This is a genomic window from Micromonospora sp. C31 (assembly GCF_018070575.1).
GTDB lineage: Bacteria > Actinomycetota > Actinomycetes > Mycobacteriales > Micromonosporaceae > Micromonospora.
In genome coordinates, this window is record NZ_JAGPXN010000008.1 from 142,869 (window position 1) to 169,350 (window position 26,482).

Here is a 26,482-nt window from a genome sequence, read left to right on the forward strand (position 1 = left end):
GCGTGTGGAACTACTCGCCGTCCGCGGTCATCCTCCCGCGGTGGCGGACCCTGCCCACTGCCGGGGCAGGGCCCGTCCTCAGGACCCGTGGCCGGCGGGCGTGACCTGATTCAGCAGTCCGGCGAGCCGCCCCGCCACCGCCGGAGCGTGCAGGTGCAGCCGGGCCACGTTGATGCTGTCCTCGCCGACCACCGCGAGCAGCGCCTGCGAGCTGACCGCGTAGACGCTCAGGTAGCCGCCGGCGTTGCGGACGGTGGACTGCTGGAAGTCGCCCTGCCCGAGCCGGAGCCCGACCTGCCGGCCCAGCCCGAACGTGGTGGCGGCGAGTGCTGCCAGGTCGTTCGGGTCGACGTCGGTCTGCAGGTTGTGCGTGATGAGCAGGCCGTCCACGCCGCCGAGGACGCAGCCGTGCACCCCGGGGATCTGTAGGCGCAGCTCCGACAGTTCCTGCCCGATCGCCGGGTACGGCAGCGAGGTGTTCCCGGCCAGCGACGGGGGCAACGGCCGGGGCGGCGGCAGGGTGCCCGTGCGTGCGGTGCGGCGGGGAAGGGGAGTCTCGGTGTCGTCGATCCCGCTCACAGCTCCAGGCTCTCCTCGATGCTGCGCAGCTGGTGGCGTGCCATCGCCAGGTTGGCACGGCTCTTGCTCACCATCAGATAGAGGAAGAGCCCCTTGCCGGTGCGGCTGGTCACGGGGCGGATCAGGTGGTACTGGGTGCCGAGCGTGATGAGGATGTCCTCGATCTCGTCGTTCAGGTTGAGCATCTCGATGGTGCGCAGCTTGGCGCGGACGACATCGGTGTTGCCGGCGGCGGCGACCGTCAGGTCGATCTCCCCGGTTCCGCCGGCCACGCCCAGCGTCATCCCGCTGTTGTAGTCGACGAGTGCGGCGCCGATCGCGCCGTCGATGCTCATCGCGCTCTTCAGTGCCAGGTCGAGGTTCGGCACGGTGTTTCTCCCAGAACTTACGGGCGGCGTCGCCGTCTGCGGTGCAGCGGGTGATCCGGCGGTTACAAGCGGTGTGACCTTGTAAAAGGGCTTGGACGAGGCTCGCACACCGCAGGCCGCGGCGCACCTGCTGGCGTCGCCATCCACCTGACCGGACCGTGCCGGCCGGCCGGCAGTCCCGTAAATGGAACGCTCCGACGGATGGCCGAAAGCAGCCATCGAGCTCACTCGGCCCGAGGCGGGCGGGGACCAGGCGTCCCGCCGCGCCGCTGTCCACGATGACCTCCGCCACGTTTGCCCGACGACCACCCCGTCGCCGGCCCTGCTGGTGGAGACTGTCCCGCGTCGGGAAGGGACACTCTCCACGGCCAACGACGACGAGGCGTCCCTCCCTGCCGCACGTCGGAGGGATGAACAGGTGCGCTGGCGCAGTTACGTGGCGGTCGGGGACAGCTTCACCGAGGGCATGGACGACGCGTACCCGGACGGCAGCTACCGGGGCTGGGCCGACCTGGTGGCGACCCGGCTGGCCGCCGAGACCGGCCCCGACTTCCGCTACGCGAACCTGGCCATCCGGGGCCGGCTCTTCCCCGGCGTGGTGGCCGAGCAGGTGCCCGCCGCGCTCGCCATGAGGCCCGACCTGATCAGCTTCGCCGCCGGCGGCAACGACGTGCTCCGTCGCGCCTTCGACCCGGAGGCCCTGGTCACCCGCTTCGACGACGTCGTGCGGCGGCTGCGCTCCGGCGGCGCCGACGTGGTTCTCTTCCGGTTCGCCGACGTGATGGCCCGGCTGCCCGGTCAACGGCTCGTCGCGCCCCGGGTGCAACTGCTCAACCGGGCCGTCGGCGAGACCGCGGAGCGGCACGGCGCGATCCTGGTCGACCTGTACGCCGACGACGCGTACCTGAACCCGATGCTCTGGAGCACCGACCGGCTGCACCTGTCGGAGGCCGGGCACCGGCGGGTCGCCGCGCAGGTGCTCAACGCGCTCGGCGTCGGCTGCGACGAGGAGTGGCTGATGGTGCCGCCGCACCCGGCGCCGACGCCCTGGCTGGCCGCCCGCGCCGCCGACCTGCGCTGGGCGGGGCGGCACCTGGCGCCGTGGATCAAGCGCCGCCTCACCGGCCGCTCCTCCGGCGACACGGTCACCGCCAAGCGCCCGTCGCTCGACCCGATCGCCGACTGAGTCGTGCTCACCCTGCACGCCGCGCCGCTGCTGCGGACCGCACCCGACGCCGCACCCGTCGCCGGGGCCGCCGTCGCGGTCCGGGCCGACCGGATCGTCGCGGTCGGACCGCTGGCCGAGCTGACCGAGGCGTACGCCGAAGCCCGGGTCCGCCGCTGGCCGGGCACGCTCGGGCCGGGGCTGCTGCACGACGGTCCGCTGCCGGTCGCCGACACTCCCCGCGAGCGGGTGCACGCGCTGCTGCGCCTCGGGGTGACCGCCGTGCTCGCCGGCCACCTGACCGATCCGGCGCTGCGAGGCGCCGTGGAGCGCAGCGACCTGCTGGTGCTGCCCGCCGCCGCACCGCCGACGCTGGCTCCCGGCGGTCGCGCCGATCTGGCCGTCCTCGACGCCGACGGGGCCTGCCTGGTGACCGTGGTGGCCGGCCGGATCGCCCACCGCCGCGCCTGACCGTCGGGCGACGCCGCTTGCCGATCACCGACCGTGAGCCGGGGATGCGGCGTACCTTGGGGACCATGTCTGTGCCGAGCGATCCCGATCCCCGACTCCAGTCGTACGCGGACCCGCAGCGGTTGGTCACCACCGGATGGTTGGCCGAGCACCTGGGCGACGAGGGCCTCGTCGTGGTCGAGTGCGACGAGGACGTGCTGCTCTACGACACCGGCCACATCCCGGGCGCCGTCAAGGTGGACTGGCACACCGAACTCAACGACCAGGTGACCCGCGACTACCTCGATGCCAAGCGCTTCGCCGAGCTGTGCGCCGCGAAGGGCATCGGCCGGGGCGACACCGTCGTCTTCTACGGCGACAACTTCAACTGGTGGGCCGCGTACGCCCTGTGGGTGTTCAGCCTCTTCGGCCACCCGGACGTGCGGCTGCTGGACGGCGGTCGGCAGAAGTGGATCGCCGAGGGGCGCGAGCTGACCCGCGACAAGCCGGCCCGGCCGCAGGCCGACTACCCGGTGCCGCAGCGCAACGACGCGCCGGTCCGGGCGTACCGGGAGCAGGTCATGGCGCACGTGGCGGCGGGCCGCCCGCTGGTCGACGTCCGGTCGCCGGGCGAGTACACCGGCGAGATGCTGCACATGCCGGACTACCCGCAGGAGGGCGCGCTGCGCGGCGGGCACATCCCGGGGGCGGTCAGCAAGCCGTGGAAGTCCGCCGCCAACGACGACGGCACCTTCAAGCCGGCCGACGAACTGCGCGCGATCTACGCCGACCAGCTCGGGCTCAGCCCGGACGACGACATCGTGGCCTACTGCCGCATCGGCGAGCGGTCGAGCCACACCTGGTTCGTGCTGCGGCACCTGCTCGGCTACCCGCAGGTGCGCAACTACGACGGCTCGTGGACCGAGTGGGGCAACCTGGTCAGGGCTCCCGTCGTCAAGGGCGACCAGCCCGGCGGCCTGGCGGGCTGACGCGTCGGCCGGTCCCCGCGCGACCGCCGCGGTCGCGCGGTGACCGGCCCCTGCGGTGGTACGCCGGCAGGGCCGGCGCGCTCAGCCGGTGGCGAGGGAGATTTCGCCGTACAGGTCCTTGACCACGCCGGTGATCTCGCCGGTATCCGGCCGCCAGCGCAGCAGCCCGCCCGGGTCGTAGCGGAGCAGCACCGTCTTGTCGGGGTCCCAGCCGAGCACCTCGCAGCAGCTCTTCCACCGGCCCCAGCCCACGTCGAGCAGGTGGGTCACCACGCCGGTACGCGCGTCCAGCACCGCGACCCCCTCCATTCCGCTCGAGTTGCCGATGGTGGCCCAGCCGGCCCGCGCGAGCAGGTGGCCGTTGAGCCAGCCGCGTCCGTAGAACTCGTCGACCCGGTGGCCCGGGGGCAGCGCGCGGAAGTCGACGGGTTGGCTGTCCCGGTGCGTCCCGTCGCCGCCCCAGCGGACCCGCGTCAGGCTCGGCGGCGTGCCGCCCGACTCCAGCAGGAGATCCGGCTGACCAGTGGGGTCGGGCGCGGCCACGTTCCAGGGCGACACCGGGATCTTCCGGGCGGCGCCCGTGCCCCGGTCCAGCTCGTACGTGGTGTCGTCGTCGCCGACGAGCAGCCGGTCGCCGGACCAGAGGACGTGCTCCAGGTAGCCCTTGAGTGGATGGCGGCGTACGGCGGCGGTGGTCAGGTCGACCACGATCACCTCGTCGGTCTGGGCGAAGGCGGCGGTCCGCCCGTCCGGGGAGAGGCTCCCGGTCTTCAGCGGCGCCGCCTCGTTGCCTCCGGCGTCGCGGGTCGGGGCGGGGGCGACCACGTCGAGGTCGCGTACGACGCCGTCGTCGCCGAGCACCCGGATCCGCCCCGCGACGCCGGTCTGCGGGTCGACCGGCTGGTGCAGCGCCAGCGCCCGGCGGACCGGTCGGGCCGAGAGCGTCGCGCCGACCGGGTCGCCGAGGCGGCCCAGCGGGTGCCCCGGATAGGCCAGCTCGGCCGGGAGCGTCCGGACGGGCACGGGATACGGCGTCGGGCTCCGGCCCGGTGTCGCGGTGGTGGCCGGCGGCGGCGGGTCGGCGGGGCGCAGGACCAGTGCCGTACCGCCGGTGAGCAGGGCGACCGCGAGCGCGGTGGCGCCGGCGGCGCGGCGGGCGCGACGCACCCGGCGGGCCCGTTCCCAGCCGGTCGTCGCCGGGTGTGCCGGCCGGACGTCCTCGGCGGCGACGGTGAGCAGCCGGTGCAGTTCCTCTTCCCTCACGGGTTCACCTCCATTCCGCTGACCAGACCCCCGTCGGGACGTCCCTCGTCGTGGCGAAGCTCCGGTGCCACCTCGCGGAGCCGGCGCAGCGCCGCGTGGCACTGGCTCTTGACGGTGCCGACGGTGACGCCGAGCGCCTCGGCGGTGGCCGCCTCGGTGAGGTCCTCGAAGTAGCGCAGCACCAGCACGGCGCGCTGCCGGGGCGGCAGTTGACCGAGGGCGTCGCGCAGTGCGAGCCGCAGCGTTCCGTCGCCCTCGGTCGTGGCCTGCTCCGGCGGGTACGCGCTCAGCCACTCGCGGCGGCGCCGTCGCCACCAGGAGACGGCGTCGCGGTAGAGGATGGCCCGCACGTACGCGGCCGGGTCGCCGTGGCGCACGGCGGGCCAGCGCAGGGCGAGCTTGAGCAGGGCCTCCTGGAGCAGGTCCTCGGCCTGGTGCCGGTTGCCGCAGACCAGGTAGGCCGCGCGCAGCAGCCGGTGCTGGTGGCACTCGACGAAGGTGACGTAGCCGTCCCGCCCGTCGTCGGTCGTCGGCGGTCCCATCCGCCCTCCCTCCGGCCGGCCGTCGCGCGTTCCGCGTCAACAGTCAGACGCACGGGGCCCGGAAAAGGTTGGGCGGCCGTTCGCCGCAGTGCCGGACGGCGTCGGCGCGACCGACGACTACCCGCCGGGTGGTCGGGTCCCGCGCTGATGGGCCGCGGCTGTTGCGGCGTCCGGTCAGGCGTCGGGCGTGCCGCGCAGGTAACGCTGGACGGTCGGGGCGACCCAGGCGACCAGTTCGGCCGGGTCCGCGTCGACCACCCGGCCCGCAACCTGATGTTCCGGCTGCTCGACGCCGTGCCGCCGGCCCGGCACCGGGTCGCGATGCGCCTCTCCGGGCTCGACCGGCGCGACGGGACGCGCGCCTAGGCTGCCCGGTGGAACAGGCGCGACGAGGTGCGCGGCTAGGCTGCCCCGGTGGGCCAGGTGTGGCGTGACTGGGGTGGGGTGCTGCTCGCCGCAGCCGCCGGGCTGCCCCTGCTGGTGCTGCTCACCGCCGTGTTGGCGCGTCACCGGCGCGACGCCGCGACGCCCGGGGAGTCGTGGCGGCGCAGCGTCGCCGAGGTGGGCGCGGTGGCGGGCACCCTGCCGTGGGTGTGGATGATCCTCACCCCCCGGCCCGCGCCCCGGCAGGTCGACGCGGTGCCGCTGCGCGACCTGGTGGACCTGCTGACCGGGCCGCCGACGACCGCCGTGGTCCAGGTCGTCGGCAACCTGCTGGTCTTCGCCGCGCTGGGCTTCTTCGCCCCGGTACGCCTGGCCGCACTCGCCGGCGTCGGCCGGCTGTTCCTGCTCGGGGCGGCTGGTTCCGTGCTGGTCGAGTCGCTCCAGTACGCGCTCGACCTCGGCCGGGTCTCCTCGGCCGACGACGTGCTGCTCAACGCTACGGGCGCCGCCCTGGCCGGCCTGCTGTCGCGGCGCTGGTGGGCGCAGCCGGCGCGGCCGGTCGGAGGTGCGGTCACGCCGGCGACCGTCGGGGCTCGGCCGGACCGAGGATCGAGGGGCCAGGCCTCGGTGTCACCGGCAGGCGCCGGGCGTGAGCCAACCGACGGGTAGCGGAGGCTCCACGCCGGGCCGGTCGAGGTCTACGCTTGCCCGGTGACGGTGGAGCAGCAGGCACGGGGCAGGGCGAACGGTGCCGCGGGGGCGGGCCGGCGCCGGTCCCGCAAGGACGAGATCCTGGAGATCGCGGTCGGCCTCTTCGCCTCCCGGGGCTATCACGGCGTCTCGATGGACGACATCGGCGCGGCCGCCGGGGTGACCGGCCCGGCGCTCTACCATCACTTCGCCGGCAAGGAGGCCATGCTGGTCGCCGCGCTGATCCCGGTCAGCGAGGAGCTGCTGGCCGGCGGCCAGCAGCGGTCCGCCGGGCACCCCGACGACCCGCGCGGCGCGCTGGAGTCGCTGATCGACTTCCACGTCGACTTCGCGCTGGCCAACCCGGCGGTGATCGCCCTGCACCTGCACGAGCTGGACCGTCTCCCCGACGAGCCGCGCCGCCGGATCCGGCGGCTCCAGCGGCTCTACGTCGAGCAGTGGGTGACGGTGCTGACCGCGCTGCACCCGGGCATGCCCGACGGCGAGGCGCGGGTGCTGGCCCACGCCGCGTTCGGCCTGATGAACTCGACGCCGTTCCTGGGCGGCGAGGTGGACCGGCGCCGCCGGGCCGAGCTGCTGCGCGCCGCCACCCTGGCCGCCCTCCTGGCCCATCCCGGGTCCTGACCCCGGCCCCAACTCGTCGGTAACCTCCCGGCCGTGGTTCTCTAGCACCGTCCCGACCCCTGGACGCTGGGAGGAAACATGATCGAGTCGCTGCTGGTCGCCAACCGGGGCGAGATCGCCCGCCGGATCATCCGGACCGCCAGGCGGCTCGGCATCCGCGCGATCGCGGTGCACTCGGAGGCCGACGCCGGCCTGCCGTTCGTGACGGAGGCCGACGAGGCGGTGTGCGTGGGACCGGCCAACCCGGCCCAGAGCTACCGCAACGTCGAGGCCATCCTCGCCGCCGCCAAGTCGACCGGTGCGCAGGCCGTCCACCCCGGCTACGGCTTCCTGTCCGAGAACGCGGAGTTCGCCCGTACCGTCGAGGCGAGCGGGCTGATCTGGATCGGGCCCGGCGCGGACGCGATCACCGCGATGGGCGACAAGATCAACGCTCGGAACCTGATGGCGGCGGCCGGCGTGCCGGTCGCGCCCGGCACCACCGACCCGGCGGCCGACCTCGACGCGGCGGTCGCGGCGGCGGCGGAGATCGGCTACCCGGTGATGGTCAAGGCCGCGGCCGGTGGCGGCGGCATGGGCATGGGCGTGGCGACCGACGAGGCCGCGTTGCGCAGCGAGTACGACAAGGTGCGCTCCTTCGCCGAGCGCATGTTCGGCGACGGCTCGGTGCTCATCGAGCGGTACTTCCCCCGGGTGCGCCACGTCGAGGTGCAGATCCTCGGCCTGGCCGACGGCCGGGTGGTCGCCCTCGGCGAGCGGGAGTGCTCGGTGCAGCGGCGCAACCAGAAGCTGGTTGAGGAGTCGCCGTCGCCCGCGGTCTCCCCGGAGCTGCGCGAGCGCATCCTCGCCGCCGCCGTGCGCGCCGGCGAGGCGGTCGGCTACCGCAACGCGGGCACGGTCGAGTGCCTGCTCGTCCCGCGTGAGCGGGACTCCGAGGGCGACGGCCCCGGCTCGGAGGAGTTCTACTTCCTGGAGATGAACACGCGGCTCCAGGTGGAGCACCCGGTGACCGAGCTGGTCTACGGCGTCGACCTGGTCGAGGAGCAGCTGCGGGTGGCCGCCGGCCTGGCGCCGACCTTCGACCCGGACGCGCTCGCCCCGCGCGGGCACGCCATCGAGCTGCGGGTCAACGCCGAGGACCCGAAGCGCTTCCTGCCCGGCCCCGGTGTGATCAAGACCTGGGTGGAGCCGACCGGTGAGGGCGTACGGGTGGACTCGGGCTACGTCGAGGGCAACACCGTCACTCCGTTCTACGACAGCCTGATGGCCAAGCTGATCGTCAACGGCGCGACCCGGGCCGAGGCGATCGAGCGGGCGCGGGCGGCGGTGGCCGCCTTCGAACTCAGCGGCCCGAAGAACAACCTGCCCTTCTTCGCCGAACTCCTGGAGAACCAGGAGTTCCTCTCCGGCGACTACGACACCGGCATCGTCTCCCGCATGCGCTGACCGCCCCGGCGGGCCTGGTGGGTCAGGAGGTGTGTGTCGGGACGCCGACGCCACCTCCTGGTCGACCTTGCAGGAGACCGCCCTGCGCGCGCGGGAGCGGGTCGTGCCGGCACCCCGGGATCCAGTTGGTGGCGGGCGTGAACCACGTCTGATCGAGCCGGGGCGTCGGCGGGTTGGCGGTGAAGCGACCCGGGTTGCGACCCCCGTGCGATGCCGTGGCCGGGGTCGAGGGATCGCGTTGCCTGGGCACGTCCTGCGGGCGGGGCACGGCGGCGGGCGGCCGGTGCGGCGCGCGCCCCGGGCCGGCCAGCCGACCGGCCGCGTGGCGGGCGGCGCGTAGCCGGGCATTCTCGGCCCGGCTGTCGGCGAGCTGCTGCTTCAGCGAGGCAATTTCCTGCTGCTCCCGGCGGGCCGTCCTACCGGCGTCGGCTCCCGGGTCGACGTGCGGGCCGGCCGGCTCGCGGCCCTCCGACGGCGGCTTCTCCTTCCGGGCCTCCTCGTACAGCCGGCCGAGGTGGTCCAGCAGCGCTGGGCGCTCGCCCGGCGCGACCGTGAACTCCACGACCTGGACCACGGTGGGCCAGGGCGGGCCCTTCGTCTCGGCGGTGAAGTGTCGGGAGAGCTTCTTGCGCAGGGTGTTGCGGTGCCGTCCGGGCCGTTCCCGGCAGATCAGCTCGGCCAGCCTGCTCCACGTGTCGACCGGCCCGATCTCGGGGCAGCCCTCGACGACGTCGCGCACGGCCAGCCCGTACGCGGCGACCGCCGCCGAGCCGTACCGGGCCTCGTAGTCGGCGGCCAGTCGCGCCCGAGGGACGAGCCGGTGCCGCTGATGCTGTTTCCCCGTCGGGTGCGACGGAGAGTGGTGTGAGGTCATGTCGGTCCTTCCAAGAGCTACATGACTCGGAACCGTATTTGTACCCCCTCTGATCAACGGGGGGCTCGCTTTTCCTGTCTCCATGGTCAGTTTTGGCCGGGTGGTTGTCCTGGTTGGACGTTGCGAGCCCGGTCGGCTGTCGCCGGCCCTTTTCCTTGCCGACGAACGGGCCGCCGTCGCTGGCGTCAACGGTCCACTTTGGCCGGCCGTCGCCGGTGGCTACCCGGCCAGAAGGGCGCGCGTCCGGCCGTGCCGCGTCGTTGTTCCCTTCGCGCGTCCGGTGCGGCGTCGAACCGGTTGTTCGGCGCTTATCGGGATGCGCATTTCGGCCGGTGGAAATTCCATCGCTGCATCTTGCATCTCGGACGGATGAAAATGACAAGAGGAAGACAGATCGACGGCTCCGGGCGTCCCGTCGTACGGAGGCCAGTGGCCCGGTGGCTCCGGTCCGTGTCGCTGGGCGCGGAGGGGGCAGTGGCCATGGCCGTGCTCCTGGGCCGAGAGGACGCCGTCGCGTTCGCCGGCGCCCTCTCGGCGACGCTTCGGGTGGCTGCGGAGCTCTTGGAAGGACCGTCGCAGCACTGATCCCGAAGGCGGGTGGCGAGGGGCGGGCCGAAACCGGCTCCTCGCCGCTCCGACCCATCGTGGCGGGCCGGGGCGTGCCAACCGTAGCGACCCGGGGGCGGGATCGATCGGTGCGACGGGGCGTTCTGGACGTCCGGTCCCCCGGTTCCGACGAACGTGGCCCCCGGCGGCGGACCGAACGGGCCACCCCGGCGACCGGGCGCCGCACAGCAGGTCCGGCCGGCGCGGCCGGAGAACTGTTAGGCGTACCACGTGGGGCGGGTCGGCGGCGGAAGCGGCGCGCGCGAGGGCCGGCCTGGCGTCGGCTCCCGGGGGTCTGGTTGTCTGGAGGGACCACCGGCCGTCCGGCGTCGCCCGCCGGCCGCCCGCACGAGGGCGGCGGCGCGACGGCCCTCCGGCGGCCCGACGTCACAGTGAGGTGACCCCTATGGCGGAAATGCCGAACTCCGTGTCGATCCGGGAGGTCGGGCCGCGCGACGGGCTCCAGAACGAGGAGCCGATCCCGACCGAGGCCAAGGTGCGGCTGCTCGACGCCCTCTCCGGCACCGGGGTGCAGCGGATCGAGGCCGTCTCGTTCGTGCACCCCAAGGCGATCCCGCAGATGGCCGACGCCGACCAGGTGTGGCAGCGGGCCGCGAAGGCCGACGGGGTGCGCTACTCGGCGCTGGTGCCGAACACCCGGGGCGCGCAGCGGGCGCTGGCCGCCGGCTTCACCGAGATCGAGGTGGTGGTCTCGGCCAGCGACACGCACAACCGGCGCAACGTCAACCGGTCCACCGACGAGTCGCTGGACGACATCGCCGAGCTGATCGACCTGCTGCACGGCGCCGGCGCGCAGGCCGAGGTGATCGTGGCGACCAGCTTCGGCTGCCCGTACGAGGGGGACACCGACCCGGCCCGGGTGGCCGCCATCGTGGACCGGGTGGTCCGCGACGGCGCCGACCGGGTGGCCTTCGGCGACACCACCGGCATGGGTACGCCCCGGCGGGTCCGTGAGCTGCTGACGGCGGTACGCGACCGCAACGCGCACGTGCCCGTGCTGCTGCACTTCCACAACACCCGGGGCACCGCGCTGGCCAACATGCTGACCGCCCTGGAGCTGGGGGTGACCGAGTTCGACGCCAGCGTCGGCGGCCTCGGCGGCTGCCCGTACGCGCCCGGGGCCAGCGGCAACCTGGCCACCGAGGAGACGGTGCACATGCTGCACGACATGGGCGTCGACACCGGCATCGACCTGGACGCCCTGATCGAGGTGGCCGAGCTGGCCGAGGAGCTGGTCGGCAAGCGGCTCCCCTCCGGCGTCCTGCGCGCCGGTCCACGCACCCGACTGACCCCCCTCCCCACCTGACCCCGGCCCCCTTCCCTTTGGTGGTGATCAAGAGGTTCGGGTCGAACCCGCATTGTTGTGACGCAAACCTCTTGATCACCACGGCTCGGGCGTGGCTCGGGCGCGGCGCGGGGGTGCGGAGGGGCGCGGGGGTAAGGCGGGTGTGGGTCGCCGGAGGGGAGGAGCATGCGCTAGCCTAACGATCGTTCAGGTCAGTCGGTCCGCCACGAGGTGACCGGCTCAGGTGGCGAGGGAGTCGGCGTGACGCTCGACGGTGAGGCACTGGAGCAGCTGCGCAAGCGCGCCCGGGCCGGCGGTGCGGACAAGTACCACGCGGCGAACGCCGCCAAGGGCAAGCTCTTCGCCCGGGAGCGGGTCGCGCTCCTGGTGGACGAGGGTTCCTTCGTCGAGGACGGCCTCTACGCCAACGCGATGGCCGAAGGGCTCCCCGCCGACGGCGTGGTGACCGGCACGGCCACCATCGACGGCCGTCCGGTCTGCCTGATGGCGAACGACTCCACGGTCAAGGCGGGCAGCTGGGGCGCCCGTACCGTCGAGAAGATCATCCGGATCATCGAGCGGGCCTACTCGACCAGCGTGCCGATGGTCTACCTGGTCGACTCGGCCGGCGCGCGGATCACCGACCAGGTCGACCTCTTCCCCGGCCGCCGCGGCGCCGGCAAGATCTTCTGGAACCAGGTCCGCGCCTCCGGCTCCATCCCGCAGGTCTGCGCCCTGTTCGGGCCGAGCGCGGCCGGCGGGGCGTACATCCCGGCGTTCTGCGACGTGGTCGCCATGGTCGACGGCAACGCCAGCATGTACCTCGGCTCCGACCGGATGGTCGAGATGGTCACCGGCGAGAAGACCACGCTGGAGGCGATGGGCGGCGCCAAGGTGCACTGCGCCGAGTCCGGCGTCGGGCACTTCCTCTGCAAGACCGAGGCCGACGCCCTCGACGTGGTGCGGCGCTACCTGTCCTACCTCCCGACGAACTGGACGCAGGCCCCGCCGGCCGTGCCCGCGGTCGAAGCGTCGGAGAAGGCCGACCTGGCCGCGCTGGTGCCGGCGAGCGAGCGGCAGGCGTTCGACATGCGGCGCTACGTCAAGGGCCTGCTCGACGACGGCTCCTTCTTCGAGATCCAGGCGCTCTGGGCCAAGGAGCTGACGATCGGCTTCGGCCGGCTCAACGGCGAGGTCGTCGGCGTGGTCGGCAACAACTCGATGTTCAAGGGCGGCGTGCTCTTCGTCGACTCGGCCGACAAGGCGACGCGCTTCGTGCAGCTCTGCGACGCGTTCAACGTGCCGCTGCTGTTCCTCTCCGACGTGCCCGGGTTCATGGTCGGCAGCGCGGTGGAGAAGCAGGGCATCATCCGGCACGGCGCCAAGATGATCACCGCGATCTCGGAGGCGACCGTACCCAAGATCTGCGTGGTGGTCCGCAAGGCGTACGGCGCCGGCCTCTACGCGATGGCCGGGCCGGGCTTCGAGCCGGACGCCACGATCGCGCTGCCCACCGCCAAGATCGCGGTGATGGGCGCCGAGGCGGCGGTCAACGCCGTCTACGCGAACAAGATCGCGGCGATCGGGGACGAGTCCGAGCGGGCCGCGTTCGTCGCCGCGAAGCGCGAGGAGTACGAGCGCGACATCGACGTGGTCCGGCTCGCCAGCGAGCTGGTGGTCGACGCGATCGTCGAGCCGCACGAGCTGCGCGCCGAGCTGGTCCGCCGGTTCGCCGCCGCGCGCACCAAGGAGCGGCACTTCTCCCGGCGCCGCCACGGCGTCACCCCGGTCTGATCCCGTCGCCGGCCCACCCGGCCGGCGCGGGCCCGCACGAGCGACCCGTCCGTTCCCGGCGTCACGAGCGCCCGGCCGGCCATCCACAGAGGAGGATTCCATGGACTTCCGGCTCACCGAGGAGCAAGAGGCGCTGCGGGAGAGCGTGCGGGAATTCGCGCGCGAGGTGGTCGCCCCGGTCATCGCGGAGCACTACGAGAAGCACACCTTCCCGTACGAGGTGATCCGGCAGATGGGCAAGATGGGCCTGTTCGGCCTGCCCTTCGGCGAGGAGCACGGCGGCATGGGCGGCGACTACTTCGCGCTCTGCCTCGTGCTGGAGGAGCTGGCCCGGGTCGACTCGAGCGTCGCCATCACCCTGGAGGCGGCGGTCTCGCTGGGCGCGATGCCGATCTACCGCTTCGGCACCGAGGAGCAGAAGGCGCAGTGGCTGCCGAAGCTGCTCAGCGGGGAGGCGCTGGCCGGCTTCGGGCTGACCGAGCCGGGCACCGGCTCGGACGCCGGGGGCACCCAGACCCGCGCGGTGCTCGACGAGTCCACCGGCGAGTGGGTGATCAACGGCTCCAAGGCGTTCATCACCAACTCGGGCACCGACATCACGGCGCTGGTCACCGTCACCGCGGTCACCGGCACGCGGCCGGACGGCTCGAAGGAGCTCTCCACCATCATCGTGCCCTCCGGCACGCCGGGCTTCACGGTCGCGCCGGGCTACTCGAAGGTCGGCTGGAACGCCTCGGACACCCACGAGCTGACCTTCGACGACTGCCGGGTCCCGGCGGCGAACCTGCTCGGCGAGCGCGGCCGGGGCTTCGCCCAGTTCCTGCGCATCCTCGACGAGGGGCGGATCGCCATCGCCGCCCTGTCCGTCGGCCTCGCCCAGGGCTGCGTCGACGAGTCGATCAGGTACGCGAAGGAGCGCCAGGCGTTCGGCCAGCCGATCGGCAACTACCAGGCGATCCAGTTCAAGATCGCCGACATGGAGATGAAGGCGCACACCGCCCGGCTGGCCTACTACGACGCGGCGGCGCGGATGCTCGCCGGCGAGCCGTTCAAGCGGCAGGCCGCCATCGCCAAGCTGCACGCCAGCACCATCGCGGTCGACAACGCCCGCGAGGCCACCCAGATCCACGGCGGCTACGGCTTCATGAACGAGTACCCGGTGGCGCGGTTCTGGCGCGACTCCAAGATCCTGGAGATCGGCGAGGGCACCTCCGAGGTGCAGCGCATGATCATCGCTCGCGACCTGGGCATGTGACGACGCCGGGCCCGGTGGCGGGGGGCAGCGCCTCCCAGGCCACCGGGCCCGATCCGCGTCGCCGTCCCGTCCGGCCCGCTGTCGGATTTCCGCACCACCGCGTCGGCAGGGCGACGCTCGCCTGCTGCCGGTCGTACCCCGTCCGTACCCTTCCTGCCCATGACTCCGGATCATGATCGTTCGCCGCAACCGGGCGGTCCTACCGGGCTGCCGGAGCTGCTGCGCGGGCATCGGCTCGCCGCCGGCCTGACCCAGGCCGAGCTGGCGGGTCGGGCCGGTGTGGGCGTCCGGACCGTCCGCGACCTGGAACGGGGCCGCTCGTCCCGGCCGCAGCGCACCACTGTCGAGCTGCTCGCCGGCGCGCTGGAGCTGGCCGGGGCCGCCCGGTCGGCGTTCCTGGCCGCCGCCCGGGGGGTGGTCCCGGCCGCCGGGCCGGCCACCGTCGGCGGCGCCCCGCCGGCCCGTGTCGACCTCGACCACCACGTCGGTACGCCGACCGCGCTCCCGCCCCCGGTAGCGCTGGTCGGCCGGGACCGCGACCTGGCCGAGCTGGTCGGGTTGTGCACCGACGGGCGCGGACCCCGGCTGGTCAGCCTGGTCGGGCTGGCCGGCGTGGGCAAGACCGCGCTGGCCCTGTCGGTGGCCCACGCGGTCGCCGGCGACCATCCCGGCGGCGCGGCGGGCGTGCTCATCGGCGAGGGCTCCGACGCCGCGGACGTCCTCGCCGCCTCGGTCGCCGTCTTCGGCGTCGCCCGGCTGCCCGAGCTGACCGCCCGCCTCGACGGCCGGCCGGCGCTGCTGCTCGTGGACGCGGCCGAGCGGGCCCCCGACGCGGTCGCCGAGACGGTGCACCGGCTCGCCGGGGCGGTGCCGTCGCTGCGGGTGCTGGTCACCGGCCGGCACCCGGTCGGCCTGCCCGGGGAGCGGGTGTGGCCGGTCGCCCCCCTCGACGTACCGCCGCCGGGCAGCGAGCGGGAGTGCGCGGCGGGGCTGGCCGACTACCCCGCCGTGGCCCTCTTCACCGCCCGGCTCGCCCAGGTGCGCCGGGAGCCGCCGGGTCCCGCCGAGCTGCCCGCCCTCGCCGCTCTGGTACGCCGGCTGGGCGGGCTCCCGCTCGCCATCGAGCTGATGGCGGCCCGGGGCCGGATCCTCGACCTCAACGAACTGCTCGACCGGTACGGCGACCGTGTCCTCGACCTGGCCACCTCGTCGGGGGCGGCCGAGCGGCCGGGCTGGGACCCGGGCCGCCCGGAGAGCCCGCGGGCGGCGGTGGCGGAGACCCTGCGGGACGCGGTGGCCGTGAGCTACCGCCTCCTCGCCCCGGACGAGCGGGCCGCGTTGCGCCGACTCGCCGCGTTCGGCAACCGCTGGTCGGTCGCGCTGGCCGAGGAGATGCTCGCCGACCCCGCCGACACGGACGGGACGGTGGTCGTGGACCCGGTACCGCTGCTCGACCGGCTCGTCGAACTCGGTCTGCTGAGCGTCCGGGGCGCCGGGCCCTTCCGGTTCCGCCTGCTCGACGCCGTACGGGACTTCGCCGCCGAGCAGGCGACCGGCGCCGGCGAGCTGACGGCGATCCGGCGCCGCCACGCGCAGGTCGTCGCCCGGCTGGTGGCGCGGACGGCACCGGAGCTGGTCGGCGCCGACCTGCCGGCGGCGGTGCGTCGCCTGGACGAGGTGACCGGTGACATCAGCTCCGCCCTGGCGCACGCCGCCGTCGACGACCCGCTCACCGCGTTGCGGTTGGCGGCGGCGCTGTCCCGCTGGTGGCGGTTCCGGGGGCGGGACGTCCCCGGCCGGCAGTGGCTGCGGCGCCTGCTGGCGGATCCGCGTACGGCCGACCTCGACCCCGTGCTGCGGGCGTGGGCGTGCCTGGGGGTGGCCCGGCTCGCCGTCGAGCACGGTGCCGGCGCCGAGGAACTGCCGGCGGCACGGGTGGCCCTGGCCGCGTTCCGGGACGCCGGCGACGTCACCGGTGAGCTGGAGGCGCGTACCGTGCTCTGCGCGCTGCTGATCGCCCTCGGCGAGCACGACGAGGCGCGTACGCAGGCCGACGCGGTGCTCGCGCTGGCTGTCCGGCACGGCCGGGTCCGGGACATGACGGTGGCGCAGAACAACCTGGCCTGGCACGACATCCGGGTCGCCGACCTGGCGGCCGCCCGGCGCCGGCTGGCCACGGTCGACCGGCTCGCCGCACAGTGCGGGGAGCAGCGGCTGCGCGTCCTCGCCCGGGCCAACCTCGCCGAGGTGTCCCGCCTGGAGGGCCGGTACGCCGACGCCGTCGACCAGGGCCGGCGGGTGGTGGCGGCGCTGGCGGAACTCGGCGACCCCGGCCACCGCCGCAGGGTGCTCGGCACGGTGGGGCTGGCGCTGGCCCGTGCCGGCCGCTCCGCCGAGGCGGCTGCGGTGCTGGCCGACCTGCGCCCGCCCGCGCCGCGCCTCGGTGAGACCTGGCCGCCGGTGCGTCTGCGGGGCGCGACGACGCCGGGGACCCGCCCGGAGGACGGGATCTGTGCGCTGATCGAGGGGAACCTGGCCCTGCTCAGAGGCGATCGTGAGCTGGCGGCGGAGTGGTTCGCCGCCGCGGCGGAAGCGGGCGCCGACGGCCAGGACCGGCGGGACGTGGTGGAGGCGCTGGTGGGGCTGGCCGCCAGCTCGGGCGATCCCGGAGTGCTGGACCGCCTCGACCGGGTCTGCCGACAGAGTGGTGTGCGGCTGTTGCCACAGGAGGAGGAGCTGCTACGCGTGTCCGCGAGCCGGAGCGGGTAGCGCGGGGAAGCCGGGCCACGGCGGTGGTGGCCGGGACGACGGAGGGCGCGGCCCGCCAGAGCGAACCGGGGGTGACGCGGACGACGAAGCCCCTCTTGCTACCCCTCGCTCGTCGCCCGCGCCAACACCCCCCGGTGCGTCCCCACCGCCCGAACACTAGCCACCGTCCACAAGCGACTCCGCCCGGTTTGCTCGTCTATCGTCCCGTGGGCACGGCAGTTCTGCCGCTCTTTCTGCCGGTGTCGCTCCGCGCCGGGGACGGGTCAGGACGGGTCGACGGTCTCGTCCCAGTCCGCGGCCGATCCGGTGCTTCCGGCGGTGGCGCCGGGGTGCACCGCGTCCCGGACCCGGCGCAGCCCGTCGAGCAGGGCGTCCAGCGCCTCCGGGTCGAGCTGGCCGGTGAACCACTGCTCGATGATCCGCAGGTGCCCGGGCAGGGTCTCGTCGAGCCGTTGCAGGCCGGAGGCCGTGACCACGGCGAACGAACTGCGCCGGTCGGAGGGGCACGCGCGGCGGGTGAGCAGCCCGTCGCGTTCCATCCGGTCCACCACGCGGGTGACGCCGCTGGTCGACAGCGAGGTCTGCGCGGCCAGGTCGGTCATCCGTAGCTGCCTGCCGGGTGAGCGGGCGAGTCTGGTCAGCACCTCGAACTCGACCGGTGAGAGGCCGTGCTCCTCGTACTGGGCGGCGAACCGGGCCGAGAGCCCGGCGTGCGCCTCGACGAGCAGGCCGACGGCGGTGATCCGGGGGTCGTCGAACACGTTCTGGTCCACGCGACCATCGTATCAGTACTTGACATGAGGAATATTGCTATGCCTATAGTTGCTACGGCAGTCATTGAACTGCTAAACAACTTTCCCCGTGGAGGGCAGCTTCATGACCAGCAGCACCGCACCGGTCACCCGCGACTGGGAGGGTCTGACCATCCCGACCGCCGGCACCTACCTGCTGGACGCGGCGCACAAGCGCGTGGGCTTCGTCGCCCGGCACATGATGGTCAGCAAGGTGCGCGGCGAGTTCGCCGACGCGAGCGCCACCATCACCGTCGCCGAGGACCCGCTGCGGTCCGCGGTCGACGCCACCATCCAGGCGGCCACCATCAACACCAACCAGGCCGACCGGGACGCGCACCTGCGCAGCCCCGAGTTCCTCGACGTCGAGAACTTCCCGACCCTGGAGTTCCGCAGCACGGGGGTGAAGTCCCGCGACGGCAACCAGTTCGTCCTCACCGGCGACCTGACCATCAGGGGCGTCACCCGCCCGGTCGACCTGGAGGTCGAGTTCGAGGGCGTCGGCCGCAGCCCGTTCGGGCAGGACATCTTCGGCTTCTCCGCCGCCGCCGAGATCGACCGCGAGGACTTCGGCCTGACCTGGAACGTCGCCCTGGAGACCGGGGGCGTGCTGGTCGGCAGGAAGATCAAGATCGAGATCGAGGGCGAGGCCGTCCGGCAGGCCTGATCCACCGCACCGCTTGTCGGGCCCGCGCCGCACCGCTTGTCGGGCCCGCGCCGCACCACGGCGCGGGCCCGATGCGTGTACGCGGCCCGCAGGCGCCGGCCAGGTGTAATTTGTCACGACTTATTCGCGGTCCGGTCGGGTGCGGACGGCGCCGGGTGGGTACAGATGCCGCCGGGAGCGCGTCCGCCGACCGGAGCACGGTCGTCCCGGCCGTGGGATCGCCGGGACCTCCTCTGGTCCCGGCGATGCCGACACTCCTAACGTGGAGGGTTCACCACGCGCTTACCGGGCCGGCACGGCCCGACTGCGCCTCGCGCCGGGAGGAAACATGGGCAGGGACGTCGAGCAGGGCGCCTTCTCCCGGGAGGACCGGGTCCGCTACCGACAGAAGGTCCGGCGGTGCCTGGACGTCTTCGCCCTGATGCTGGACGACTTCGGCTTCGACGCCGACCGGCCGATGACCGGGCTGGAGATCGAGCTGAACCTGGTCGACTCGGCAGCCGAGCCGGCGATGCGCAACGACCAGATCCTCGCCGACATCGCCGATCCGCTCTTCCAGACCGAGCTGGGCCAGTTCAACCTTGAGCTCAACGCGCCGCCCAGGCTGATCGAGGGCAACGGGTTCGCCGACTACGAGCAGGACCTGCGCGGCAGCCTCTCGCGCGCCGACGAGCGGGCCGCCAAGTCCGACGCGAAGATCGTCCTGGTCGGCATCCTGCCCACCCTCACCGAGCGCCACCTGGTCGAGGACAACCTCTCCACCAACGAGCGGTACCGGGTGCTCAACGACCAGATCGTCGGCGCCCGGGGCGAGGACATCGAACTCGACATCCGGGGCGTCGAACGCCTCCAGACCCACACCGACTCGATCGCCCCCGAGGCCGCCTGCACCAGCCTCCAGTTCCACCTCCAGGTCGCCCCGGACAGCTTCGCCGACTACTGGAACGCCTCCCAGGCCATCGCCGGGGTGCAGGTGGCCGTCGGGGCCAACTCGCCGTTCCTCTACGGGCGGCAGCTCTGGGCAGAGACCCGCATCGCCCTGTTCGAGCAGGCCACCGACACCCGGCCGGACGAGCTGAAGGCCCAGGGCGTACGCCCCCGGGTCTGGTTCGGTGAACGCTGGATCACCTCGATCTTCGACCTCTTCGAGGAGAACGTCCGCTACTTCCCGCCGCTGCTGCCGATCTGCGAGGAGGAGGACCCGGTCGAGGTCCTGCACGGCGGCGGCGTACCGGAGCTGGGCGAGCTGCGCCTGCACAACGGCACCGTCTACCGCTGGAACCGGCCGGTCTACGACATCATGAACGGCCGTCCACACCTGCGGGTGGAGAACCGGGTGCTGCCGGCCGGCCCGACCGTGGTCGACATGCTGGCCAACGCCGCCTTCTACTTCGGGTTGGCGCGAGGGCTGGCGGAGGCGGAACGACCCATCTGGAGCCAGCTCACCTTCAGCTCCGCCGAGGAGAACTTCCACGCCGCCGCCCGGCGCGGCATGGACGCCGTCCTGCACTGGCCCCGCCTCGGCGAGGTGCCGGTGACCAAGCTGGTCCTGGACGTCCTGCTGCCCACGGCCACCGAGGGGCTCGACCGGTTCGGGGTGGCCCCGGCCGAACGCGACCGGCTGCTCGGCATCATCGAGCAGCGCTGCCGTACGGGCCGCAACGGCGCGGTCTGGCAGACCGAGGCGGTCTGGGCGGCCGAGCGGCACCGGGGCATGGACCGGGACGCCGCCCTGCACCACATGGTGCAGCGCTACGCCGAGCTGCAACGCGGCAACGAACCCGTGCACACCTGGCCCGTCGACTGACCCGGGCGCGGGCCCAACCGGAGCCGTCGCGCCCCGTACCGCACCGGCCCCGCACGCTCCGGCCGCCCTCGTCCCGCCCGGGTGTCTGCGTGGCGGCGAAGGCCGGCACGTGCCGGCCGCCCTCGTCCCGCCCGGGTGTCCGCGTGGCGGAGACGGCCCGGCCGGCGTTCAGCGTGTGCGGCGGCCGGAGCGGGGTCGGCGGCCGGTGGCCTGCGGTTCCGCCGGATCGTCGGCGGCCGGGACGGACGGTTCCCCGGTCGTTGCCGGCGCGGGCGTGTCGCCCCCTGCGGGCGCGTCGTGCCCGGCGCTCGCGGTCGCCCGCTCCCCGGCCGGTGCGCCGGACGTGGCGGCGGGCCTCGGGACGGCGGGAACCGGCGCCGGCTCCCGTTCGGCGGGGGAATCCGTGCCGGTCGCGACGGCGTCCCGGTCCGGCGCGGTGCCGCCCGACGGCGGGGCGAGGGCGTCGGTGCCGCCCGGCGTCGCCGAGGTGTCGGCGTCGCCCGGCGTCGCGAGCGTGCCGCTGTCGCCCGGCGTGGCCTGGGCGTCGGTGCCGTCGGTCGGAGGGATCTGCCCCGGCGTTGGAGCGCCCGGGTGGTCGGCGGGGTCGCCGGTGCGTTGGCGGGGTATCCGCACCGGTCCCCGGGCGGCGGCCCGTCGGGCGGCCCGCTGGCTGAGGACGGTGACCAGGACGGCACCGCCGACCCCGATGATCACCGCGTACGGCGCGATCAGGTGCGCCGACACCTGCTCCGGGCTGATCGCGGTCAGCCGCGGCACCGCCAGGAAGTACGCGGTCGCGACGAGCAGCGGCCCCGCCGCGCCCGAGGCGGTCGCCCCGACCCGGCGGTCGGGATCCCGGGCGTCCCGGCGGGCGGCGAGGGCACCGATCACCAGTGCGGAGCCGAGGGACAACAGCGCCCCGGGCCAGTAGAAGTAGTCGCGGATCCAGTACCGCCCGTCGTCCGGGCCGAGTTGCCAGATCCCGAGCTGCGCGCTGGTCAGGCCGCGCCCGGCCAGCACGCCGTCCACGACGGCGATCACGGCGAGCAGCCAGAGCCAGCCGACCGTGGCGATCACGTTGGTCGCGGCGGCCCGTGAGCGCAGCGCCCAGACCGCCGTCAGCACCCCGACCAGCACACCGACGGCCGCGTAGACCGCCGCGACGTTCCGGGGCGAGCCGGTGTCCGCCACCGCCACCGCCTCCCGGGCCGGTACGGCCACCAGCAGCACGGTGATCAGCGCGCCCCCGCCGGCGGCCACGGCGAGCGCGACGGAGCCGAGGGCGCCGCCGCCCGCTCCGCCCGAAGCCGTGCCGGCGTCCGGCACCGGGGCGCGGTCGCGCAGCCGCTGGGCGCACACCGCGCCGAAGACCGTCGAGGTGGCCGCGATCCAGGTGGCCCAGATCAGACCCGCCACCCAGGCGGTCGCGCCGGCGGTCGCGTCCGCCGGCGCCCAGTTGATGATGCCCAGCCCGTAGCCGAAGCCCAGTTGGGCCGCGCCCGCGCCGGCAGCGACGCCGACCGCGGTCGCGATCGATCCTCCCCAGCCCCGTCTGGCCATGCGGGGGAGCGTAGCGTCCCGTGGTCGGCGCGGCGAGTCGTGGCGGTCCTTCCCGGGTGACCGCGCTGACGCCGGCGCCGGCGGAAGCGGGTACGGTCGCCGGTGATCGAGGCGGGGTGGGCGGATGACGGACGGGGACACGGGAGCACGGGACGACGCCGGAGCGGACCGGTCGACGGTGTTGCTCAGGGGTGGGTTGGCCGTCGTGCTGCTCGCCGCCGTCGGCGCGACCGGCGGCTGGCTGCTGGCCGGGGAGGATGAACCACCGACCACACCACCGGCAGCGGCGGAGCGCCTGCCCTCCACCGGCACCCCCGGCGTCGCCCGGTCGACGCCGGGCCGGTCGACGCCGGCGGCCCCCCGGACCACCGCGCCGAGCCGCTCCGCCGGACTGACGGTCCCGGCGGTCGTCGGCGAGGACTTCACGGACGCCCGCGACGAGCTGCGCGAGAAGCGGCTGGGCTGGCGGCTCGTCTTCGGTCGGGGTACGGGGAGGACCGTGGAGCGCACCTCCCCGGCGGTCGGTACGGAGGTGCGGCCCGGGCGCACCGTGACGCTCTACGTGAGCGGTCCGGCGCCGGCCGCCACCGTGCCGGACGTGGTGGGCGAGGACTGCGACGACGCGGCGGACGAACTCGTCGACGAGGGCTTCTACCCGCAGTACCGCACGGGCAGGACCGGCACGGTCAGCCGGCAGGATCCGGCCGGCGACGGTGCGGGCCGGTGGAACGACCAGGTGTCGATCTGGTGCGGCGACGCGCCGGAGGACGACGGGTCGCCCTCCGGCGACACCGTGACGGCTCCGGCACGCTGATCCCGGCCGATGGCCCTCGGGACCGTTAGGTTGGCGGTCAGGGGCCCGCGACGCCCGCCCGGGCCGGGAGAGGACGTGCGATGAGCGAGCGTCAGCGAGCGGATCATCGGCACAGCGCGTTGGTGCCTCAGATCGGCACACAGCGGAGCGGAGCGCCGGCATGAGCGACGACCGCCCGGAACCGCCCGCCGGGGAACCCGACGACCGGACCCGCCCGCTGCCCCTGGACGGCACCGCCCCGCTGGACCGTACGGCCGCACTGCCGCCGGAGCGGTCCGGGCCGGCGGCATGGTCCGGTCGGGCGGAGGTGCGCCCCTCCGGGCCGACCGACCAACCGGAGCCCGAGTGGTACGCCGAGGACCAGGGCGCGCGGCGATGGTGGCTGCCGATCCTGTGGGGCGTCGTCGTGCTGCTGCTGGTCGGCGTGCTCGGTGTCGGGCTGTGGCTGGCCCTCCAGTCGACGGACGACGATCCGGCCGGACCCGGGCCGTCGCCGTCGCCGTCGGTGCCCCGCGCGTCGCCGACCACCGCCGCCCCGACCTCGGCCGCCCCCACCAGTGCGTCGCCCTCGGTGTCCCCGACGCCCTCGGCGCCGGCCCGACTGCCGATGCCGCCGGTGGTGAACCTGCCGCTGGAGACGGCCCAGGCGATCCTGGACGACGTCGGCCTGGGCCACCGGGTCGAGTACGAGACGTCCGACCGTCCCGCCGGCACGGTGGTCCGCACCGAGCCGGAGGCGGGGCAACTGGTGCCGGAGGACGAGGAGGTCACGCTGGTGGTGGCCCGCGACGCCGCCTCGCCGACCGGCGGTGTCACGCCGTCGGTCGAACCGACCGCCACCCGGTGAGCCGCTGACCCGGCTGCTGCGGAGGGCGTCGCCGAGGCGGGGGCCGCCCCCTCACCACGTGCGCCGTCTCGTGCCGACCATGCCGAGCCCGGCCAGCGAGATGGCCAGGCCGAAGATGCCGGACCAGAAGAGGGAACGGCGGACGTCGTCCGGTGCGGGGCGGGCGGCCTGCGCCGTGCCGGCCGGGGCGGCGGCGGGAACATCGGTCCCGGCGCCGGCCGGCCCGGGTTCGTCGGCGGCGCCGAGCGCATCCGCTTCGTCCGGCCCGGCCAGCGCGTACGGGGGGTCGAGGGCGTACGGGTCGGCCAAGGCGTCCGGCCCGTAGTCGTCGGGCAGGTCGTCGTCGACCACGGTGATCTCCGGTGCGGGGACCGGGGTGGTCAGCCGCGTGGTGGACGAGAGGACGGGATCACGGACCACGACCACCAGCAGGGTGGCGGCGCCGAGCAGCGCCAGGAGTCCGAAGGCGTAGGCGATACGGGAGCGGTGGTGCCGCCGCGCGGCGGGCTGATAGACCATGGCCATCCCAGGTTCGGGGTCCTGGACGCGCGGGGTGGAACGTGCCGGGGTGGGCGTACCTCATTCTATGGCGACGGCACGCCCCCCGGCTGCCGAACGTGCAGGTCAGCCCACCCTGACGGGGGTACGGGCCACGGGCCGGCGCGGCGCGCGCACGGTGTGCGGGCGCGGCTCGGGAGCCGACCGCAGGTGGCGCAGCCCCTCCCGCTGGACGAAGATCGACCGCCGGCTGACCGCGTCCCCCGATGCGTTCAACTCGTAGCCTTCGAGCCAGATCCAGCCGTCGTAGGTCGGCCAGTCGAGCACCCGGATGACCCGGAACATGATGGGTCTGAGGAACTGGACACTCGCCGCGCGAGTCACGTGCAGTACGTCACCGGAGCGGGGAAGCACATGGACTCCTGGGAAGGGTCGGCCGGCGGGCAAGCCGGCGGTGCGGGTCGGGGGACGTCGATGGCCCGGTGGCGGGGTCGTGCCTCGTGGACCGGATGTCGCGGGCGGTGGTGGTCGGGCCGTATCCGCTGGTGGCGAACCGCCACCCGACCAACACCCGGCTGCTCCGGGTACCGCTCCCGCCGCCGCAGCCAACTGGCGTGCAGCGGCGAGGTCATCAACCCGGGGCAGGCCTGGTTGTCGACTGACGGGTGGTCCCACCGCCGCGCGTCCCGCAGCCCGTGGGATCACCACGGCGGGGAAGCGAACGAAGACGGTGAGTAACCCGTGCCATACGCACAGACTGCATCAGCGACGTGCTTCATGCAAGTTGCACGTCGACTTTTGCCGATACGTGAGCGGCTCGTGCAAAGCAGCGCTTGAAGCGGTTCACGTCTGCCCGGCACACTGGGGGCCGGTTTCGCCCGTCGCGGCCGGCCGATGACCGGCACCACCCCACGCCGCGAACGACGCCCGCCGTACGACGGTCGCGCCCCTGGCGGGTGCCGACGGTGGCGCACGGCGAGGCGGAGGTGGACCGGTGAGGCCTGACAGCCGGTGGTCCCGAACAGCGGGGCCGGTGATCCCGTGACCGCGAGGAGTGGGCCGGATCGGCGAGCCCCGCGGTCGCGGACCGAGGTGGCCCGGTGAGCGAGCGGCGCAGCCCCACCATCCGACGCCGTCGCCTCGGCGCCGAACTGCGTCGGCAGCGGGAGGCGGCCAGGATCACCATCGAGGCGGTCGCCGAGCAGCTGGAGTGCTCGGCGTCGAAGGTCTCGCGGATCGAGACCGGCCACACCACGGCGACCCCCCGCGACGTGCGGGACATGCTGCGGATCTACGGCGTGGTGGGCGCCGAGAGCGACGAGCTGGTGCAGATCGCCCGGGAGGCGCGGCAGAAGGGCTGGTGGCACCCCTACAGCACGGTGCTGGTCGGCGCGTACGTCGGGCTGGAGGCGGCGGCCAGCTCGATCCGGGCGTACGAGCAGCAGGTGGTGCCCGGGTTGCTGGAGACGGAGGAGTACGCGGGCGCGATGATCCGCGCCGCCCGGCCCGACTTCACGCCCGAGCAGGTGCAACAACGGGTGCGTGTCCGTCTGGGCCGTCAGTCGTTGTTGACCCAGGATGATCCGGTCGATCTGTGGGTGGTGCTCGATGAGGCGGTGGTGAGCCGTCCGGTGGGCGGGGACGAGGTAATGCGCGACCAGCTCAGACGCCTGGTCGAGGTGGCGGAACTGCCGAACGTGACGCTCCAGATCCTGCCGTTCGCGGTGGGGGCGCACGCCGGCATGGACGGCACCTTCACGATCCTCAGCTTCCCTGAGCCCGGTGATCCGGATGTCGTGTACGCGGAGAATGCCACGGGTGGGCTCTTCCTGGAGAAGAGTGACGAACTGCAGAAGTACAGCTTCATCTTCGATCACATCCGAGCGGCGGCCATTCGTCCGGAGGAGTCCATCGCACACATCGCGAAACTGGCAGAGGAGCCGCTGTGGAAATGGCGACCAATGGGTTCCCCGTGGACCTGACGCAGGCGACGTGGTTCAAGAGCTCGAAGAGCGGGCCGAACTGCGACAACTGCGTCGAGGTGGCGTACGTGACGGGGGCGGTCGGCGTGCGTGACTCGAAGGACAAGACGGGCCCGGCCCTGGTCTTCGCCTCAGGTGACTGGCACGCCTTCGTCGCCGGCACCAGGGGTGGTGCGTTCGGCAGGGGCTTGACGGGACTGTGACGTGACGGTTGCCCCCGCCCGGCGGTAGAGCCGGGCGGGGGCAACGTCGTGCCCGCGTCCGCGGCGGCCACGAAGACGTCCCGCCGTCGGCGTCGCCACATCGGGTCCCGTGTCGTTGTACCCCTCGGTACGGCGCTGGTCGACAACCCGCCGCACGGATCGGCAAACCGAGCGAGGCAGGCGAGACG

25 protein-coding genes and 2 pseudogenes are annotated in these 26,482 nt (G+C 73.9%); 18 read left to right on the plus strand and 9 right to left on the minus strand.

Annotation, left to right across the window (positions count from 1 at the left end; all coding sequences use genetic code 11):
* Nucleotides 1–78: 78 nt before the first annotated feature.
* Both KBX06_RS13280 and KBX06_RS13285 read right to left on the minus strand, forming a co-directional pair.
* A complete protein-coding gene (locus KBX06_RS13280; protein WP_210834810.1) occupies nucleotides 79–579 on the minus strand; it encodes a roadblock/LC7 domain-containing protein in 501 nt (166 codons plus the stop codon).
* Nucleotides 576–947, minus strand: a complete 372-nt coding sequence (locus KBX06_RS13285) for a hypothetical protein (RefSeq protein ID WP_210834811.1) — start codon at nucleotides 945–947, stop codon at nucleotides 576–578. The genes KBX06_RS13280 and KBX06_RS13285 overlap by 4 nt, the downstream gene beginning before the upstream one ends.
* Nucleotides 948–1,365: 418 nt before the next feature.
* On the opposite strand from KBX06_RS13285, the gene KBX06_RS13290 reads away from it, so the two are divergent.
* The 3 genes from KBX06_RS13290 to KBX06_RS13300 all read left to right on the plus strand — a co-directional run bounded on the left by KBX06_RS13290 (nucleotide 1,366) and on the right by KBX06_RS13300 (nucleotide 3,551).
* Nucleotides 1,366–2,133: an SGNH/GDSL hydrolase family protein gene (locus KBX06_RS13290; RefSeq protein ID WP_210834812.1), complete on the plus strand. Its 768-nt coding sequence runs from the start codon at nucleotides 1,366–1,368 to the stop codon at nucleotides 2,131–2,133.
* Nucleotides 2,134–2,136: 3 nt separating this feature from the next.
* Entirely contained in the window at nucleotides 2,137–2,583 is a 447-nt protein-coding gene (locus tag KBX06_RS13295) for a hypothetical protein (protein WP_210834813.1), read from the plus strand.
* A 65-nt stretch (nucleotides 2,584–2,648) separates the two neighbouring features.
* Entirely contained in the window at nucleotides 2,649–3,551 is a 903-nt protein-coding gene (locus tag KBX06_RS13300) for a sulfurtransferase (protein ID WP_210834814.1), read from the plus strand.
* A gap of 81 nt (nucleotides 3,552–3,632) precedes the next feature.
* Here KBX06_RS13300 and KBX06_RS13305 read toward each other — a convergent pair whose 3' ends face one another.
* Both KBX06_RS13305 and KBX06_RS13310 read right to left on the minus strand, forming a co-directional pair.
* A complete protein-coding gene (locus KBX06_RS13305) occupies nucleotides 3,633–4,814 on the minus strand; it encodes a hypothetical protein (RefSeq protein WP_210834815.1) in 1,182 nt (393 codons plus the stop codon).
* Entirely contained in the window at nucleotides 4,811–5,356 is a 546-nt protein-coding gene (locus tag KBX06_RS13310) for a SigE family RNA polymerase sigma factor (RefSeq protein WP_210834816.1), read from the minus strand. The genes KBX06_RS13305 and KBX06_RS13310 overlap by 4 nt, the downstream gene beginning before the upstream one ends.
* Before the next feature lie 147 nt (nucleotides 5,357–5,503).
* On the opposite strand from KBX06_RS13310, the gene KBX06_RS13315 reads away from it, so the two are divergent.
* The 4 genes from KBX06_RS13315 (at nucleotide 5,504) to KBX06_RS13330 (ending at nucleotide 8,521) form a co-directional block, all read left to right on the plus strand.
* Nucleotides 5,504–5,722 (plus strand): hypothetical protein, encoded by a 219-nt coding sequence (locus KBX06_RS13315; RefSeq protein ID WP_210834817.1) that lies wholly within the window; start codon nucleotides 5,504–5,506, stop codon nucleotides 5,720–5,722.
* Between the two features lie 48 nt (nucleotides 5,723–5,770).
* Nucleotides 5,771–6,409: a VanZ family protein gene (locus tag KBX06_RS13320; protein WP_210834818.1), complete on the plus strand. Its 639-nt coding sequence runs from the start codon at nucleotides 5,771–5,773 to the stop codon at nucleotides 6,407–6,409.
* Nucleotides 6,410–6,451: 42 nt separating this feature from the next.
* Entirely contained in the window at nucleotides 6,452–7,075 is a 624-nt protein-coding gene (locus tag KBX06_RS13325) for a TetR/AcrR family transcriptional regulator (protein WP_210834819.1), read from the plus strand.
* A gap of 78 nt (nucleotides 7,076–7,153) precedes the next feature.
* Complete coding sequence (locus KBX06_RS13330) at nucleotides 7,154–8,521, plus strand: acetyl/propionyl/methylcrotonyl-CoA carboxylase subunit alpha (RefSeq protein ID WP_210834820.1); 1,368 nt, start codon at nucleotides 7,154–7,156, stop codon at nucleotides 8,519–8,521.
* A gap of 22 nt (nucleotides 8,522–8,543) precedes the next feature.
* Here the strand turns inward: KBX06_RS13330 and KBX06_RS13335 are convergent, their stop codons facing one another.
* Complete coding sequence (locus KBX06_RS13335; RefSeq protein WP_210834821.1) at nucleotides 8,544–9,395, minus strand: hypothetical protein; 852 nt, start codon at nucleotides 9,393–9,395, stop codon at nucleotides 8,544–8,546.
* Nucleotides 9,396–10,407: 1,012 nt separating this feature from the next.
* On the opposite strand from KBX06_RS13335, the gene KBX06_RS13340 reads away from it, so the two are divergent.
* The 5 genes and pseudogenes from KBX06_RS13340 to KBX06_RS13355 all read left to right on the plus strand — a co-directional run.
* A complete protein-coding gene (locus tag KBX06_RS13340; RefSeq protein WP_374225626.1) occupies nucleotides 10,408–11,328 on the plus strand; it encodes a hydroxymethylglutaryl-CoA lyase in 921 nt (306 codons plus the stop codon).
* Between the two features lie 240 nt (nucleotides 11,329–11,568).
* Entirely contained in the window at nucleotides 11,569–13,101 is a 1,533-nt protein-coding gene (locus tag KBX06_RS13345; RefSeq protein WP_210834822.1) for an acyl-CoA carboxylase subunit beta, read from the plus strand.
* 100 nt (nucleotides 13,102–13,201) lie between these two features.
* Nucleotides 13,202–14,356, plus strand: a complete 1,155-nt coding sequence (locus tag KBX06_RS13350) for an acyl-CoA dehydrogenase family protein (protein ID WP_210834823.1) — start codon at nucleotides 13,202–13,204, stop codon at nucleotides 14,354–14,356.
* 159 nt (nucleotides 14,357–14,515) lie between these two features.
* Nucleotides 14,516–14,762: pseudogene (locus tag KBX06_RS28690) on the plus strand (multiprotein-bridging factor 1 family protein); the annotation flags it as partial.
* 86 nt (nucleotides 14,763–14,848) lie between these two features.
* Nucleotides 14,849–17,125 (plus strand): annotated as a pseudogene (locus KBX06_RS13355) (XRE family transcriptional regulator); the annotation flags it as partial.
* A 263-nt stretch (nucleotides 17,126–17,388) separates the two neighbouring features.
* On the opposite strand, the gene KBX06_RS13360 reads toward KBX06_RS13355, so the two are convergent.
* Complete coding sequence (locus tag KBX06_RS13360; RefSeq protein ID WP_210834825.1) at nucleotides 17,389–17,898, minus strand: MarR family winged helix-turn-helix transcriptional regulator; 510 nt, start codon at nucleotides 17,896–17,898, stop codon at nucleotides 17,389–17,391.
* A gap of 103 nt (nucleotides 17,899–18,001) precedes the next feature.
* Here KBX06_RS13360 and KBX06_RS13365 point away from each other — a divergent pair, with 103 nt between their 5' ends.
* Complete coding sequence (locus tag KBX06_RS13365) at nucleotides 18,002–18,583, plus strand: YceI family protein (protein WP_210834826.1); 582 nt, start codon at nucleotides 18,002–18,004, stop codon at nucleotides 18,581–18,583.
* A gap of 328 nt (nucleotides 18,584–18,911) precedes the next feature.
* Complete coding sequence (locus KBX06_RS13370; protein ID WP_210834827.1) at nucleotides 18,912–20,390, plus strand: glutamate--cysteine ligase; 1,479 nt, start codon at nucleotides 18,912–18,914, stop codon at nucleotides 20,388–20,390.
* A 168-nt stretch (nucleotides 20,391–20,558) separates the two neighbouring features.
* Here the strand turns inward: KBX06_RS13370 and KBX06_RS13375 are convergent, their stop codons facing one another.
* The gene (locus KBX06_RS13375; RefSeq protein WP_247685804.1) at nucleotides 20,559–21,950 is read right to left on the minus strand and encodes a hypothetical protein; all 1,392 of its coding nucleotides are present in this window, start codon (nucleotides 21,948–21,950) and stop codon (nucleotides 20,559–20,561) included.
* Nucleotides 21,951–22,074: 124 nt separating this feature from the next.
* Between KBX06_RS13375 and KBX06_RS13380 the strand changes: the two genes are divergently transcribed.
* Together KBX06_RS13380 and KBX06_RS13385 are read left to right on the plus strand one after the other, a co-directional pair.
* On the plus strand, nucleotides 22,075–22,764 hold the full coding sequence (locus KBX06_RS13380) for a PASTA domain-containing protein (protein ID WP_210834828.1): 690 nt from the start codon (nucleotides 22,075–22,077) through the stop codon (nucleotides 22,762–22,764).
* A gap of 160 nt (nucleotides 22,765–22,924) precedes the next feature.
* Complete coding sequence (locus KBX06_RS13385; RefSeq protein WP_210834829.1) at nucleotides 22,925–23,611, plus strand: PASTA domain-containing protein; 687 nt, start codon at nucleotides 22,925–22,927, stop codon at nucleotides 23,609–23,611.
* Between the two features lie 51 nt (nucleotides 23,612–23,662).
* Here KBX06_RS13385 and KBX06_RS13390 read toward each other — a convergent pair whose 3' ends face one another.
* Both KBX06_RS13390 and KBX06_RS13395 read right to left on the minus strand, forming a co-directional pair.
* The gene (locus KBX06_RS13390) at nucleotides 23,663–24,136 is read right to left on the minus strand and encodes a hypothetical protein (protein ID WP_210834830.1); all 474 of its coding nucleotides are present in this window, start codon (nucleotides 24,134–24,136) and stop codon (nucleotides 23,663–23,665) included.
* A gap of 99 nt (nucleotides 24,137–24,235) precedes the next feature.
* Nucleotides 24,236–24,523, minus strand: coding sequence for a hypothetical protein (locus KBX06_RS13395; protein ID WP_089002741.1), 288 nt, complete (start codon nucleotides 24,521–24,523; stop codon nucleotides 24,236–24,238).
* Nucleotides 24,524–25,209: 686 nt separating this feature from the next.
* On the opposite strand from KBX06_RS13395, the gene KBX06_RS13400 reads away from it, so the two are divergent.
* On the plus strand, nucleotides 25,210–26,091 hold the full coding sequence (locus KBX06_RS13400) for a helix-turn-helix transcriptional regulator (RefSeq protein ID WP_210834831.1): 882 nt from the start codon (nucleotides 25,210–25,212) through the stop codon (nucleotides 26,089–26,091).
* The gene (locus KBX06_RS13405) at nucleotides 26,061–26,294 is read left to right on the plus strand and encodes a DUF397 domain-containing protein (protein WP_210834832.1); all 234 of its coding nucleotides are present in this window, start codon (nucleotides 26,061–26,063) and stop codon (nucleotides 26,292–26,294) included. The genes KBX06_RS13400 and KBX06_RS13405 overlap by 31 nt, the downstream gene beginning before the upstream one ends.
* Nucleotides 26,295–26,482 lie beyond the last annotated feature (188 nt).